Here is a 13,999-nt window from a genome sequence, read left to right as displayed (position 1 = left end):
CGCTCGCCGCGCAGCGGCTGGAGCCGGCGGGATAGGGGCCGCGCCTGCTTCCGGCTCGTTGCCCGGGATGACGCCAGGGGCGTCCGCGCCGCCTCGCGAACGAAAATGGCCCGCCTCGTAAGGCGGGCCGTCTGGTTCTGGAAGTCGGCTCCCGTCAGGTCGAGACTGTCTTCAACTCCGCCCTGAGCTCATCCGGCTGCTTGGCCGCGATCGCCATGGCGCAGGCCATGCTGACGAGCGCCGCGAACACCACGTAGGCGCAGATCAGCCACGGCTGGCCCCCGCCCTTCGCCAGGAGCCAGGTCGCGATGATCGGCGTCAAGCCGGACGCGAAGATCCCGGAGAACTGGTAGACGAACGAAATGCCGGTGTAGCGCACGTTCGCGTCGAACAAATCCGCGAACAAGGCCGCCTCGGGCCCGTAGCAGACGGCGTAGACGATGCCGAACGGGATCACGATGCCGAGCGCGACCATGAAGGGATCGCCGGTGCTCATCAGGTAGAAGGACGGATAGGTGCAGATCGCGAGCAGCAACGATCCGAGCGCGTAGGTCCTGGGCCGCCCGAGCCTGTCGGAGAGCTTTCCAGCCAGCGGGATGGCGAAGATCATCACGAAGGCCGCAAGCGTCACAAGCCAGAGCGCGGTCGTGCGCGGAATGTTCACGTTCTTCGACAGATAGACGACAGAGAACACCGCGAAGATGTTGAAGAAAACTCCGTCGATGTAGCGCGCTCCCATGCCGAGCATGATGTTGCGCGGATATTTCTTGATCATGTGGATGAAGGGCACGTCGGCTTCCTTGCCGCTCTCCTTCACCTTCTCGAATTCGGGGGTCTCGAGCACCTTCAGGCGAATATAGAGGCCGACCGCCACAAGCAGGATGCTGAGCAGGAAGCCGACGCGCCAGCCCCAGGACATGAACTGCTCGTCCGGCAGGCTCGACATGATGGCGACGACGCCCGAGGCGAGGCAGAGGCCGAGCGCCAGGCCGATCTGCGGAAGGCTGGCGTAGAAGCCGCGCTTTTCCTTGGGCGCGTACTCATACGCCATCAGCACCGCGCCGCCCCACTCGCCGCCGATGCCGATGCCCTGCAGGATGCGCATCAGCAGCAGCAGCAGCGGCGCAGCGATGCCGATCTGCTCATAGGTCGGGATCAGGCCGATGATGACGGTCGCGACGCCCATGATCATCAGCGTCATCACCAGCATCGACTTGCGGCCGAGCTTGTCGCCGAAATGCCCGAACACGACGCCGCCGAGCGGCCGCGCCACGAAGCCGATCGCGAAGGTGGTGTAGGCGAGCATCGTCGACACGACGGCGTCGTCAGTCGGGAAATAGAGCTTGTTGAGCACGATCCCCGCCACGATGCCGTAGAGGAAGAAATCGTACCATTCGATCGTTGCGCCGATGACGCTGGCGGCGACGACGCGCCTCAGGTCACTGTTGGATACGCTCTGCGCGCCCTCCGCCATGTCTTCCCCTCTGGGTTTCCTCTTGCGTCCGCTCGCATTGCGTCGCCGGCGTTTGCGCCGATCTGGACTGCGGGGACTTGGTTGTGGCCGGACATGCGTGTCCGGATCTTCGGGGAGGCGGATGCGCGCGACGACGGCCTCCGAGCCATGGATGGCGCGGCGGCGTTCCCGACACGATCGTGTTGGAACTCGATCATTCACCCGTCCCCAGAACATGGCGATGCTGCGATGGGGTCGTGAACGAGTCAACGCGAAACGAGACGATCCGTCTCACTGAATGAGACAATGGCAAGAAAGAAGGGGTGTCCGCGTCGGTGAAGCCGTTTGCGCGCCGTAGAACAGCGTCACGACACGGCGGGCTTCCCGCGAAGAACAGGCGAGCGCTCGATCAGCACGCGGGAAGTTCTCGGTCTCGAGCTCCTTCAGGCGCTCATCTGATCACCTTGAGGAGGCAGTGGTCGTCCGGAGGTCGGCGCGGTCGCGGCGGGACCTTGCGTGCGCAGGCTCCACTGGTGCTTGGATCGCGGCTTCGCTAGACAACCGGATGCTCTTGGCGTGACGCGCGAAAAGGACAGCCCAATGAAAGTCGGCTTCGTCGGTCTTGGCCTCATGGGCCGCCCCATGGCGGAGAACCTGCGCAAGGCAGGTCACGAGCTCTTCCTGACGAGCCGGTCGGGAGTGCCGCAGGACATGCAGGGCGAGGGCATGACGGCCTGCGCCAACGCGGCGGAGGTCGCAAGCAACGCCGATGTCGTGATCACGATGGTGCCGGACACCCCGGACGTCGAAAAGGTGCTTTTCGGCGAGAACGGCGTCGCGAGCGGGCTTTCGAAGGGCAAGCTCGTCATCGACATGAGTTCGATCTCGCCGGTCGCGACGAAAGGCTTCGCCAAGCGCATCGGCGAACTGGGCTGCGGCTATGTCGACGCGCCGGTCTCGGGCGGCGACATCGGCGCGAAGGCCGGGACGCTGACCATCATGGTCGGGGCCGACGATGCGGACTTCGAGCGCGCAAAGCCCCTGTTCGAGGCGATGGGAAAGACCATCACGCTGGTGGGGCCGGTGGGCTCCGGCCAGACCTGCAAGGTCGCGAACCAGATCATCGTGGCGCTCAACATCCAGGCGGTCTCGGAGGCGCTGGTGTTCGCCTCGAAGGCGGGCGCCGATCCGGTGCGGGTGCGGCAGGCGCTGATGGGCGGCTTCGCCAACTCCCGCGTGCTCGAGGTCCACGCCGAGCGCATGATCAACCGCACCTTCAAGCCGGGCTTCCGCACGGGGCTGCACATGAAGGACCTCGAGGTCGCGCTGTCCAACGCCCGCGCGCTCGGCGTCGCGATGCCGGGCACGGCGCTCGCCCAGCAGCTGTTCAACTCCTGCGTCGCCGCCGGCGAGATCGACGAGGACGACTCGGTCATGTGCAAGGCGATCGAGCGCCTGTCGGGCCACGAGATCACAAAGAAGAGCTGAGCCTCGGTCTCCGCCCTGATCGCCGGGCCTGACCCGGCGATCAGGGATCAAGTCCGGGCGTCGCGGCGGAGGCTCACTCCAGCGTCCCGGCCAGCATCCGCGCCGCGTCCTGCAGCGCGGGCAGCTTCTCGAGCATCTGATCGCAGGACATACGCGAGACCGGCGCCTGCATGGCGAGCGCCGCGACGCAGGTCGGCGAGCGGCCGATCTTCTGCATGACCGGCACGGCGAGGCAGACCAGCCCCGCCAGGTACTCCTCGCGGTCGAGCGCGTATTTCTGCTTCCGGATCGTCGCGACTTCGGCCAGCAGCGCGTCCCGGTCGGTCAGCGTGCTGTCCGTGAACCTTTCGAAGGTCAGATCGCGCAGCACCGCCTCGCGCTTGGCTGGCGGCATCAGCGCGAGAAACAGCTTGCCGCTCGCCGAGCAGTGCACTGGCACCCGCGAGCCCCGCTGGAAGGTGATCCTGAGCGGCCACATCGCCTCGACGCGGTCGATATAGGTCACCTCGGCGCCGTGCATCACGGTGAGATTGCAGGACTCGCCCACCTTCTCGACCACCTCCCGCAGGAGCCGGTGCCGGAGCGCTCCCCCGGGCTGGTTCGACAGAATCGCGAAGGCGAGCTGCGAGGCGCGCGGCGCGATCTCGTAGCGCCGCCCGTCGGGCGAGCGCTGCAGCAGCCCCGCGCCGACGAGCGCGTTCAGCCATCGATGCAGCGTCGGGCGAGGCGTCTCCGAGCCGGCCGCAAGGTCCGCAAGCGTCGGCGGGTGGTCCATCGCGGCCACGCGCTCGAGCAGGGAGATCGGTCTGAGGCCGCCGGCAAGATCATCCATGCCTCCAGATTGCACGATTATTCCGAAAAATGGAATATGATAGTTCGAAATCTGGCCAAAAGTTGCGAAATATCGGCCGCCATGCGATGGGTGACGATCAAGATCGCGAACCGGGACCGGCCACGCGACGCGCCATGGAGAGGATCGACCGATGAAGATGACGACCGAGGAAGCCTTCGTGAAAGTGCTCCAGATGCACGGCATCGAGCACGCCTTCGGCATCATCGGGTCGGCCTTCATGCCGATCTCCGACCTGTTCCCCGAGGCGGGCATCACCTTCTGGGACGTCGCGCATGAGACCAATGGCGGCCTGATCTGCGACGGCTACACCCGCACGACCGGCAAGATGGGCATGGCGATCGCGCAGAACGGCCCGGGCATCACGGGCTTCGTCACCGCGATCAAGACTGCCTACTGGAACCACACGCCGATGCTGCTGGTGACCCCGCAGGCGGCCAACAAGACGATCGGGCAGGGCGGCTTCCAGGAAGTCGAGCAGATGGCGCTGTTCCGGGACATGGTCTGTTACCAGGAGGAAGTGCGCGACCCGAGCCGCGTCGCCGAGGTCCTGAACCGCGTGATCCTGAAGGCAAAGCGCCTTTCGGCCCCGGCCCAGCTCAACATTCCGCGCGATTTCTGGACGCAGGTGATCGACATCACCCTGCCGGCGATCGTCGAGTTCGAGCGTCCCGCGGGCGGCGAGAAGGCGGTGACGGAGGCCGCGAAGCTGCTGTCGGAGGCCAAGTTCCCGGTCATCCTGTCCGGCGCGGGCGTCGTCATCGGCAACGCCATCAAGGACTGCGTCGCGCTCGCCGAGCGGCTCGACGCTCCGGTCTGCAACAACTACCAGCACAACGACAGTTTTCCGGGCTCGCACCGGCTGGCCGTCGGCCCGCTCGGCTACAACGGCTCGAAGGCCGCGATGGAGCTCGTCGCCAAGGCCGACGTGGTGCTGGCGCTCGGCACGCGCCTGAATCCCTTCTCGACGCTGCCCGGCTACGGCATCGACTACTGGCCGAAAGAGGCCAAGATCATCCAGGTCGACATCAATCCGGACCGCATCGGCCTGACCAAGCCCGTGGCCGTCGGCATCTGCGGCGACGCGGCCCAGGTCGCGCGCGGCATTCTGTCGAAGCTCTCCGACACGGCGGGCGACGCGGGCCGCGAGGAGCGCCGCAACCTCATCCACGACACCAAGTCGCGCTGGCTCCAGACGCTCTCCAGCATGGACCACGAGGAGGACGACGAGGGCACCAGCTGGAACGCCGACGCCCGCACGCGCGACGCCGACCGCATGTCGCCCCGCCAGGCGTGGCGCGCCATCCAGGCGGGCCTGCCGAAGGACGCGATCATCTCGTCCGACATCGGCAACAACTGCGCGATCGGCAACGCCTATCCGACGTTCGACCAGCCTCGGAAATATCTGGCGCCGGGCCTGTTCGGCCCGTGCGGCTACGGCTTCCCTGCGATCATCGGGGCCAAGATCGGCAATCCGGATACGCCCTGCGTCGGCTTTGCGGGCGACGGCGCCTTCGGCATTTCGATGAGCGAGATGAGCTCGATCGGCCGCGAGGAGTGGCCGGGCATCACGATGGTGATCTTCCGCAACTACCAGTGGGGCGCGGAAAAGCGGAACTCGATCCTTTGGTACGACAACAACTTCGTCGGCACCGAGCTCGATCCGCATCTGAGCTACGCCAAGGTGGCCGAAGGCTGCGGCTTCAAGGGCGTGGTCGCGCGCACGCAGGCGGAGGTGACGGAGGCCATCCGCCAGTCCTGCGAGGACCAGAAGAAGCGGATCACGACCTTCATCGAGATCGTGCTCAACCAGGAGCTCGGCGAGCCCTTCCGCCGCGACGCGATGAAGAAGCCGGTCAAGGTCGCCGGCATCAACCGCGCCGACATGCGCCCTCAGGCGGGGTTCGCGGCCTGACGGACACGCGCCGATCCGCATGAAGGGCCCCGGCCGCGACGACGCGTCCGGGGCCCTGACGTTTCGGCGGGGCGCGCCCGGCGCCTGAAGCCGGGCGGGGGAAGCCGGCCTTCGGCGTCACGCCGCCTTCGCGTAGCCCCTGGCGTCCTCCAGGATCATGTCGGACGCCTTTTCGGCCATCATCACCACCGGCGAGTGCGTGTTGCCGGAGACCAGCGTCGGCATCACCGAGCAGTCGCAGACGCGCAGCCCCGCGATCCCGCGCACCCGCAGGCGCGCGTCGACCACCGCCATCGGGTCCGGGCCCATCTTGCAGGTGCCGGAGGGATGGAAGATCGTCGCGCCGTATTCGCGGGCGAAGTCGAGAATCTCGTCGTCGCTGCGCACGCCCGGACCCGGCTTGTATTCGCCGGCGATGTAGGGCTTCAGCGCTTCGGTCGCGGCGAGCCGACGGGCGTATTTGATGCTCTCGACCGCGCAGATCCGGTCGGCCTCGGCCGACAGATAGTTGGGCCGCATCGAGGGCGGCTCCATCGGGTCGATCGACTTGATCGCCACCGTCCCGCGGGACTCCGGGCGCAGCTGGCAGACTGAAAAAGTGCAGCCCGGCCAGGGATGCGGCTTCGCGCCGGCCATGTCCGCCGACAGCGTCGCAAAGTGGAACTGGATGTCAGGCGTTGCGGATCCTGGAAGGATTCGCGTGAACAGGCCGCCCTGGTTGATGCCGATGCCGAGCGGCCCCCGACCGGTCGTCAGCCATTTCAGGCCGATGCGCGCCCGGCTCCAGATCGACTTCAGCTCGTCATTCGTCGTGATCGGCTTCGAGACCCGGTACATCAGGCGGAACTGCAGATGGTCCTGCAGGTTCTCGCCGACGCCAGCCAACTCATGGACGACGTCTATTCCGTGGCTGCGGAGCAGCGAAGCCGGGCCGATCCCCGACAGCTGAAGCAGTTGCGGGCTTTGCAGGGCGCCGGCGGCGAGGACGACTTCGCCGCTTGCTCGCGCCTCCACGATCTCACCGCCCTGCCGGTAACGCACGCCTACGGCGCGGCGGCCCTGCATGATCAGGCCCGTCGCGTGCGCGTTGGTCTCGATCCTCAGATTGGCCCGGCTCCGGGCGGGCTTCAGATAGGCGACCGCCGCGCTGTTGCGCCAGCCGTTCCTGGTGAAGAGCTGGTAGTAGCCGACGCCCTCCTGGTCGCCGGCGTTGAAGTCGTCCGTCCGCTTGACGCCGAGCTCCCCGGCGCCGCGGATGATCGCCTCCATCAGCTCGCTCTTTTCCTCGATGTCCGAGGACCAGAGCGGGCCGTCGCCGCCATGGGCGTCGCTCTCGCCGCGGCTGTTGTGCTCGGAGCGCTTGAAGTAGGGCAGCACGCTCGCCCAGTCCCAGCCGGGATTTCCGGCCTGCGCCCAGCGGTCATAGTCCTCCGGCTGGCCGCGCACGAAGATCAGGCCGTTGATCGAGCTCGACCCGCCGAGCCCCCGCCCGCGCGGCCAGTAGATCCGGCGGTTCTTCATCGTCGGCTCTTCGTCGGTGTAGAACCCCCAATTGTATTCGGGGTGGAACATCGTCTTCCCGTAGCCGATCGGGATGTGGATCCACAGGTAGTTGTCGCGTGGCCCCGCCTCGAGCAGCAGAACCCTATGTTTTCCGCTCTCGCTCAAACGGTTGGCCAGGACGCAGCCGGCTGAGCCGGCCCCGACGACGATGTAGTCGTATGTAGAAGTCTCCATGTGTCTCCACCCGGGCGCTTTCGAAGCGCTGCTTATTCGTTCCATTCAATGGAACGTTTTGTATCATTTCAGGCCCTTCCGGCTTCGCGGTCAAGTGTGTGTCGACCGCTCGTTTAGCTTCATGCCGGCCGCTTGATGGCGACGAATGGTGAGCGTGCTATCCCACTGGATGAAACGCGTTCCCCGGGGTCGGGACGCTCTGGCGTGGGGTTGTGCGGATGAGACGGGGAGACGCGGGACCCACCTCGGTGGCGGAACGGATTCTCCTCTTGCTCGAGGCCGTCGCAGGCCGCGAGGAGCCCGCGACGCTCGCCGAGCTGACCGCCGCGATGGGGCTCGCGAAAGCGACGGTGCACCGCCTCGCCAATCTGCTGGTCGAGCTCCGCTATCTCGAGCGGACGGTGGACGGGAAGCGGTACGGGGTCGGGGCGCGCTTCGCGGAGGCGGCGGCCGGCGCGCTTCGCTCCACGCTCGCGTGGGGGCCGCGCCGTGTCGTGCTGCGCGACCTGGTCGCCGAGCTCAACGAGACATGCAACATCACCGCGCTCGACGGGGGCCAACTCGTCTATCTCGACCGGGTCGAGTCCGATTGGCCGCTTCAGATCAGGCTGAGCGTGGGCTCCCATGTGCCGCTGCATTGCACGGCGAGCGGCAAGCTCTTTCTCGCGATGTCCTCCAGGAAGATCGTCCGCGACCTGTTGAGCGCCGGAGAGCTGCCGCGTCACACGCCGAAGACGCTCGTGACATGGAAAGACCTGGAGCCCGCTCTCGCCCGGGTCCGCACGGACGGCTTCGGCACCGACGACGAGGAATTCATCGAGGGAATGACCGCGGTCGCCGTACCCGTCCTCGGCCGCTCGCGCGCGATGATCGCGACCGTCGCCGTCCACGGCCCGAAAAGCCGACTGCCGCTGTCGCGGGCGCTCACCCACATCCCGGCGTTGCGCAGGGCGGCCGAGAAGCTCGGCGCCATGCTCGATCTCCCCTGACGAGGTCAGCCGGCTTGGCGCGACCGATGGGCCGCCGCCCTCGACTCTGCGGGCGCCCTTCAACTGCCGTGATGCACAGAAAGTGAGCGGCGCCGCGCCTAAGCTGAAGGCATTCCGCTCGCGAGCCGATCCTCATGGGCGGCGACCGCGCGCTTCATGAGGCCGATGAGCGTGGCCTGCTCCTCCGCGTTCAGGGGCTCGACCGTCGCCTCATGGGCGGAGCGCGCGGCGGCCTCCATCGCGGCGAGCAGCGCCGCGCCGGCGGGCGTCATTCGGCACGCCTGAGACCGCCGGTCGCGATCGGAGGTCACGCGGCGCAAAAGGCCTCGGACCTCCAGGCGTTTCAGGGCGCCCGTGGTGGTCGTTCGATCAATCGCGACGGCGCGCGCCAGCCGCGTCTGGTCCGCCTCGCCGAGTTCGGAAAGCGCGGAAAGAAGGCTGTACTGGAGCGGGGTTATCCGGAATTCCGCGCAGCGTTCAGCAAACAGGCTCACATGGATCTGGTGCAGGCGCCTGGCCAGAAAGCCCGGGCGCTCCAGCAGCGGCCAATCTTCCTTCGCGGCTTCTGATCCCAGGGCCTTTTCGATCATCCATCACGTCCTTGTGGGCGGACTGACGCCCGCGAGCGATGGCGCTTGCGCCGTCTGGCACGCGCCCTGCATAGTGTTGCGAAGCATACTTCGCTTTTTACCGGATCGCGTGCCAGCGTTCCGCGGTCTGGAGTTGGAGAAGTCGAAATGGCGGAAGCGACTGGTTACGATCTGCTCCTGAAGGGCGGCCGCGTGATGTGCCCGGCGTCCGGCATCGACGGCGTACGCGACGTCGCAGTCAAGGGCGGCAAGGTCGCGGCTGTCGAGGAGGCGATCCTGCCGAGCGCGGCCCGGGAGGTGATCGACGTCACGGGCAAGCTCGTGCTCCCGGGCCTCATCGATACGCACGGTCACGTCTATCAGTACGTCACCGGCCGCTTCGGGCTGGATCCGGACCTGGTCGGCGTCCGCTCGGGCGTGACCACGGTCGTCGATCAGGGCGGCCCGTCCTGCATGACCCTGCCGGGCTTCCGCAAGTTCATCGCCGAGCCCGCAAAGACAAACGTGCTCTGCTTCCTGTCCGCCTATCTGGTCGGCGGCCTCGAGGGGCACTTCTATCCCAATCTCTACAGCCCCGACGGCGTCGACATCGAAGCCACCACGCGGTCTGCGCTCGCCAACAAGGACATCGTCCGCGGCATCAAGGGCCATGCCGAGATCGGCGGCTTCGCGCGCTGGGGCATCAAGGTCATGGAGATGGCGGCGGAGATCAGCCGCCGTGCCGACCTGCCGCTCTACGTCCATTTCGGCCAGCTGTGGGGCCTGCCGGAAAGCGGCAAGAACGGCGAGGACGCCGACACCATCCTTGAGCGGGTCATTCCGCTTCTGAAGGAGGGCGACGTGCTCGCCCATCCGTTCACCCGTCATCCCGGCGGCTTCGTCAACGCGAAGGGCGAGCTGCACCACGTCCTGCAGGCCGCCATCGACCGCGGCCTCAAGGTCGACGTCGGGCACGGCAGCCACTTCTCGTATCGCCTCGCCAAGATGGCGCTCGCCGCCGGCGTCGTCCCGCACACGCTGGGCGCCGACATGCACGGCTACAACACGCAGGTGCCCGAACATCCCGCGCCCGCCGGCACGCCCGAAGAGCACCACGACGATGAGAACCATCCCTTCAAGGGCCAGGCCCGCTTCAGCCTGACCCAGGCGATGAGCTCGATGATGACGCTCGGCCTGCCGCTCGACTACGTCGTGAAGATGGTGACCACCCACCCGGCCAAGATGCTGGGCATGGAGGACAGCCTCGGCTCCCTCGCGGTCGGGCGCACTGCGGACGTCTCGGTCCTGAACGATGTCCGCGGCCGCTTCGTGCTGCGCGACAACGAGGATCACCGCGTCATCGCCGAGCGGCTGCTGCAGCCGGCCTTCTGCCTGCGCAACGGCGAGCGGTTCGACGCCGACAGCCCGATCCTGCCGCAGGCGATCGCGGCGTGATCGAAGCCTCGGACATGGCGCGGGCGCCGCAGGAGGTCTGGGACACGCTGTCCCGGGCCGATCGCGACCGCGCCTACAACAACAATCTCGCCGTGCCGAACAGCGCGGAGCTGATCCGCGTCCGCGACGCGCTCTCCGCGGAATGGCGCGCCGGGCATCCGGCGGCGCTTGATGTTCCCTACGGCCCGAAGCCCCGCCAGGCGTTCGACCTCTATCCGGCTTCGGATCCGGCCGCGCCCTGCCTGGTCTTCATCCACGGCGGCTACTGGCAGAAGAATTCGCGTGAAGTCTTCGCGGCCTATGCCGAAGGCGCGGCCGCGATCGGCTGGTCGGTCGCGATGCCGAGCCACACCCTCGCGCCCGATGCGAGCCTGACCGAGATCGTGGCCGAGATCGGCGACGCGCTGGACTGGCTCACCCGCGAAGGGCCGCAGCACGGGATCGCCGGGCCGATCGTGCTGTCCGGCTGGTCCGCCGGCGGGCACCTCGTCGCGATGACGCTGAACCACTCCGCGGTGACGGCGGGTCTCGCGGTCTCCGGTGTCTATGAGCTGGGGCCGATCCGGGACACCTTCCTCAATGGCGCGCTGAACCTGACCGACGAGGAGGTCGCGACGCTCTCGCCGCTCCGCCTGCCGGTCGTGCAGAAGCCTCTCGCGATCGCCTATGGCGAGGCCGAAGTCCCGGCGCTGGTCCGCGATTCCCGCGCCCTGCACGCGCTTCGCGCGGAGGCCGGCGCGCCGGGCGCGCTGATCCCGATCCCGGGGGCCGACCACTTCACCATCCTGGACGAGTTTCGTTCGGCCGAAGGCGCGCTGGTCCAGGCCGCGCAGAACGTGCTGGCCCTCGCGCTGGACCTGAAGAAGAGCGAGCCGTGAGCGCAGGCGGGGCAGGACAAGGCGTAGGCGCGCGGCTTCCCCGCAAGGAGGACGACCGCTTCATGCGCGGCCGCGGGCAGTATGTGGCGGACATCAGGCTGCCCGGCATGCAGGACGTCGCCTTCGTCCGCAGCCCGCTCGCCCATGCGCGCATCAAGGGAATCTCCGTCCCGCCCGAACTGCGCGACCGCGTGTTCATCGCCTCCGACCTCGACGGCGTGAAGGCCATCCGCGCGGTGTCCGGGCTGGCCGGCTTCAAGCCCTCCGAGCAGCCGCCGCTGGCGCGCGACAAGGTCCGGCAGGTCGGCGAACTTGTCGCCATGTGCGTCGCGCCGACGCGCGCCGAAGCCGAGGACATCGCCGCGCTGGTCGAACTCGACCTGGAAGAGCTGCCCGCGGTCTACGACATGCGGCGCGCACGCGACGAGAAGGCCTCGCTGGTGCACGAGGACTGGGGCGACAACGTCTTCCTCGAGACGCTGGTCGACGTCGACATCGCCTCCGCCTTCGACGCGCCGATCAAGGTCTCGCGCACGATCTCGACCGCCCGCCAGTGCATGGCGCCGATCGAGGGCCGCGGCGTGGTCGTTCATCTCGATCGCAGGCTCGACCAGCTGACGGTGACGACCTCCTGCCAGATGCCGCACATCGTCCGGTCGGGCCTGTCGGAATGCCTCGGGATCGCCGAGGAGCGCATCCGGGTCGTCTCGCCCGACGTTGGCGGCGGCTTCGGCTACAAGGGCATCCTGCTCGCCGAGGAGGTCTGCCTCGGCTGGCTGGCGCTGCGCTGCGGCCATCCGGTGCGCTGGATCGAGGATCGGCGCGAGCATCTGACGGCCAACGCCGACTGCCGGGAGCATCATTACGAGATCACCGTCTACGCCGAGCGCGACGGAACGATCCGCGGCGTGGATTGCGAGGCGATCGTCGATAGTGGGGCTTATTCCGCCTATCCGTTCTCGGCCTGCCTGGAAGCGGCCCAGGTCGCGAGCATCCTGCCCGGCCCGTACGACTTCCCGGCCTATCGCTGCCGCACCTGGTCGGTTGCGACCAACAAGCCGCCGATCCTGCCTTATCGCGGCGTCGCCCGGACCGGCGTCTGTTTCGCGATGGAGCTCGCCCTCGACGCCGTGGCGGCGGAAGCCGGCGTGACGCCGGAGCAGGTCCGGCTGAAGAACCTCGTGCGGCCCGACCAGATGCCGTTCGACAACATCACGAACAAGCACTTCGACAGCGGCGACTACCCCGAGGCGCTGACCCGCGCGCTCCGCATGATCGACGTTGACGCCGTGCGGGCGCGCCAGGCTGCGGGCGAGACCGATGGGCGGCGGATCGGCTTCGGCCTCTCGATCTATTGCGAGCAGTCGGCCCACGGCACCTCGGTCTATTCCGGCTGGGGCATCCCCATGGTGCCGGGCCACGAGCAGGCTGGCGCGCGGCTTACGCCGGATGGCGGGCTCGAGCTTCGCATCGGGGCGCATTCCCACGGCCAGAGCCTCGAGACGACGCTGCCGCAGGTCGCCAACGAGATCCTCGGCATTCCGACCGATCGCATCCGCCTCGTCCATGGCGACACCGCGATGACGCCGTACTCCACCGGCGCGTGGGGCTCGCGCATGATGGTCATGACCGGCGGCGCCGTCGCGACGGCCTGCGAGGAGCTCGTCGAGCGGGCGGTGGCGATCGGCGCGCATCTGCTGCAGGCCGACGTCTCCGACGTGCGCTTCGAGATGGGACGCGTGGTCGGCCCGAACGGAGACGTCGCGCTCTCGGAGATCGCGCGCGTCTGGTATCGCCGCCCGCAGGATCTGCCGCTCGGCGCGCATGGCGGCGGCCTGGAGGTCACCGCCGGCTACAAGCCGAAGCGCGACAGCGGCACCTTCTCCTATGCGGCCCATGCGGTGAGCGTGGCGGTCGATCCCGAGATCGGGCAGATCGAGATCCTCGACTACGTCATCGTGGAGGACGGCGGGGTTCTGGTGAACCCGATGGTCGTGGACGGCCAGATCCTCGGCGGCCTCGCGCAGGGCATCGGCACCGCGCTGCTCGAGGAGATGCCGTACGACCAGGCCGGGCAGCCGCTCGCCTCAACGCTCGGCGACTACCTGCTCCCCGGCGCGGCCGAGGTTCCGGCGCCGCGCATCGGGCACATGGAGACGCCGTCGCCCTACACCCGCTTTGGCGTGAAGGGCATCGGCGAGGGCGGCGCCATCGCTCCCCCGGCGGCGGTCGCGAACGCCGTCAACGACGCGTTGCGCCCGCTCGGCGTGGAGATGCTGGTCTCGCCGGTGACGCCGGACCGCATCGTGGCGGCGGTGCTCGCCGCGCGCTCCCGGACCCCTGAGCGGAGGGACGCGGCGTGAAGGCGGCCCGTTTCGACCTCGTCCGTCCGCGCGACCTCGCGGAGGCGCTCGATCTGCTCGCCGCGCCCGCGGGCGTCGTGAAGGTGATGGCCGGCGGCCAGTCGCTCGGTCCGATGCTCAATCTGCGCCTCGTCGAGCCCGACCTCATCGTCGACATCAGCGCCGTCCCGGAGCTCCGCCGCTTCGAGCGCGAAGCCGGAGCGATCGTCATCGGCGCCGGCTGCACGCATGCCGACCTGGAGGATGGCCGCGCGCCCGACGTCGGCCGCGACATGCTCGCCCGCGTGGCGTCCGGCATCGCC

Annotated in this window: 11 protein-coding genes; 7 read left to right on the top strand and 4 right to left on the bottom strand. The window is 68.0% G+C overall.

What is annotated here, in order from left to right; translation table 11 throughout:
• Window positions 1–154 precede the first annotated feature (154 nt).
• Window positions 155–1,474: an MFS transporter gene (locus tag ACIKT0_RS05725; RefSeq protein ID WP_407104411.1), complete on the bottom strand. Its 1,320-nt coding sequence runs from the start codon at window positions 1,472–1,474 to the stop codon at window positions 155–157.
• A 579-nt stretch (window positions 1,475–2,053) separates the two neighbouring features.
• Between ACIKT0_RS05725 and ACIKT0_RS05720 the strand changes: the two genes are divergently transcribed.
• Window positions 2,054–2,941 (top strand): 2-hydroxy-3-oxopropionate reductase, encoded by an 888-nt coding sequence (locus ACIKT0_RS05720; RefSeq protein WP_407104410.1) that lies wholly within the window; start codon window positions 2,054–2,056, stop codon window positions 2,939–2,941.
• 73 nt (window positions 2,942–3,014) lie between these two features.
• Here ACIKT0_RS05720 and ACIKT0_RS05715 read toward each other — a convergent pair whose 3' ends face one another.
• On the bottom strand, window positions 3,015–3,773 hold the full coding sequence (locus ACIKT0_RS05715; protein WP_407104409.1) for an IclR family transcriptional regulator: 759 nt from the start codon (window positions 3,771–3,773) through the stop codon (window positions 3,015–3,017).
• A gap of 151 nt (window positions 3,774–3,924) precedes the next feature.
• On the opposite strand from ACIKT0_RS05715, the gene xsc reads away from it, so the two are divergent.
• On the top strand, window positions 3,925–5,706 hold the full coding sequence (xsc, locus tag ACIKT0_RS05710) for a sulfoacetaldehyde acetyltransferase (RefSeq protein ID WP_407104408.1): 1,782 nt from the start codon (window positions 3,925–3,927) through the stop codon (window positions 5,704–5,706).
• A 117-nt stretch (window positions 5,707–5,823) separates the two neighbouring features.
• On the opposite strand, the gene ACIKT0_RS05705 is transcribed toward xsc, so the two are convergent.
• Window positions 5,824–7,443 (bottom strand): GMC family oxidoreductase, encoded by a 1,620-nt coding sequence (locus ACIKT0_RS05705; RefSeq protein WP_407104407.1) that lies wholly within the window; start codon window positions 7,441–7,443, stop codon window positions 5,824–5,826.
• 248 nt (window positions 7,444–7,691) lie between these two features.
• On the opposite strand from ACIKT0_RS05705, the gene ACIKT0_RS05700 reads away from it, so the two are divergent.
• Window positions 7,692–8,432, top strand: a complete 741-nt coding sequence (locus ACIKT0_RS05700; RefSeq protein ID WP_407104406.1) for an IclR family transcriptional regulator — start codon at window positions 7,692–7,694, stop codon at window positions 8,430–8,432.
• 98 nt (window positions 8,433–8,530) lie between these two features.
• Here ACIKT0_RS05700 and ACIKT0_RS05695 read toward each other — a convergent pair whose 3' ends face one another.
• Window positions 8,531–9,022: a MarR family winged helix-turn-helix transcriptional regulator gene (locus ACIKT0_RS05695; protein WP_407104405.1), complete on the bottom strand. Its 492-nt coding sequence runs from the start codon at window positions 9,020–9,022 to the stop codon at window positions 8,531–8,533.
• A 147-nt stretch (window positions 9,023–9,169) separates the two neighbouring features.
• Here ACIKT0_RS05695 and ACIKT0_RS05690 point away from each other — a divergent pair, with 147 nt between their 5' ends.
• From ACIKT0_RS05690 to ACIKT0_RS05675, 4 genes are all read left to right on the top strand, one after another.
• Window positions 9,170–10,456, top strand: coding sequence for an amidohydrolase/deacetylase family metallohydrolase (locus tag ACIKT0_RS05690; protein WP_407104404.1), 1,287 nt, complete (start codon window positions 9,170–9,172; stop codon window positions 10,454–10,456).
• 14 nt (window positions 10,457–10,470) lie between these two features.
• Window positions 10,471–11,334, top strand: a complete 864-nt coding sequence (locus ACIKT0_RS05685) for an alpha/beta hydrolase (RefSeq protein WP_407104413.1) — start codon at window positions 10,471–10,473, stop codon at window positions 11,332–11,334.
• Window positions 11,335–11,396: 62 nt separating this feature from the next.
• Window positions 11,397–13,697: a xanthine dehydrogenase family protein molybdopterin-binding subunit gene (locus tag ACIKT0_RS05680; RefSeq protein WP_407104412.1), complete on the top strand. Its 2,301-nt coding sequence runs from the start codon at window positions 11,397–11,399 to the stop codon at window positions 13,695–13,697.
• The coding region (locus ACIKT0_RS05675; protein WP_407104403.1) for an FAD binding domain-containing protein at window positions 13,694–13,999 on the top strand (306 nt) is incomplete at its 3' end. The genes ACIKT0_RS05680 and ACIKT0_RS05675, both read left to right, overlap by 4 nt.

It is taken from the genome of Hansschlegelia beijingensis (genome assembly GCF_045505405.1).
GTDB lineage: Bacteria > Pseudomonadota > Alphaproteobacteria > Rhizobiales > Methylopilaceae > Methylopila > Methylopila beijingensis_A.
This window is presented reverse-complemented; position numbering and strand designations above follow the sequence as displayed.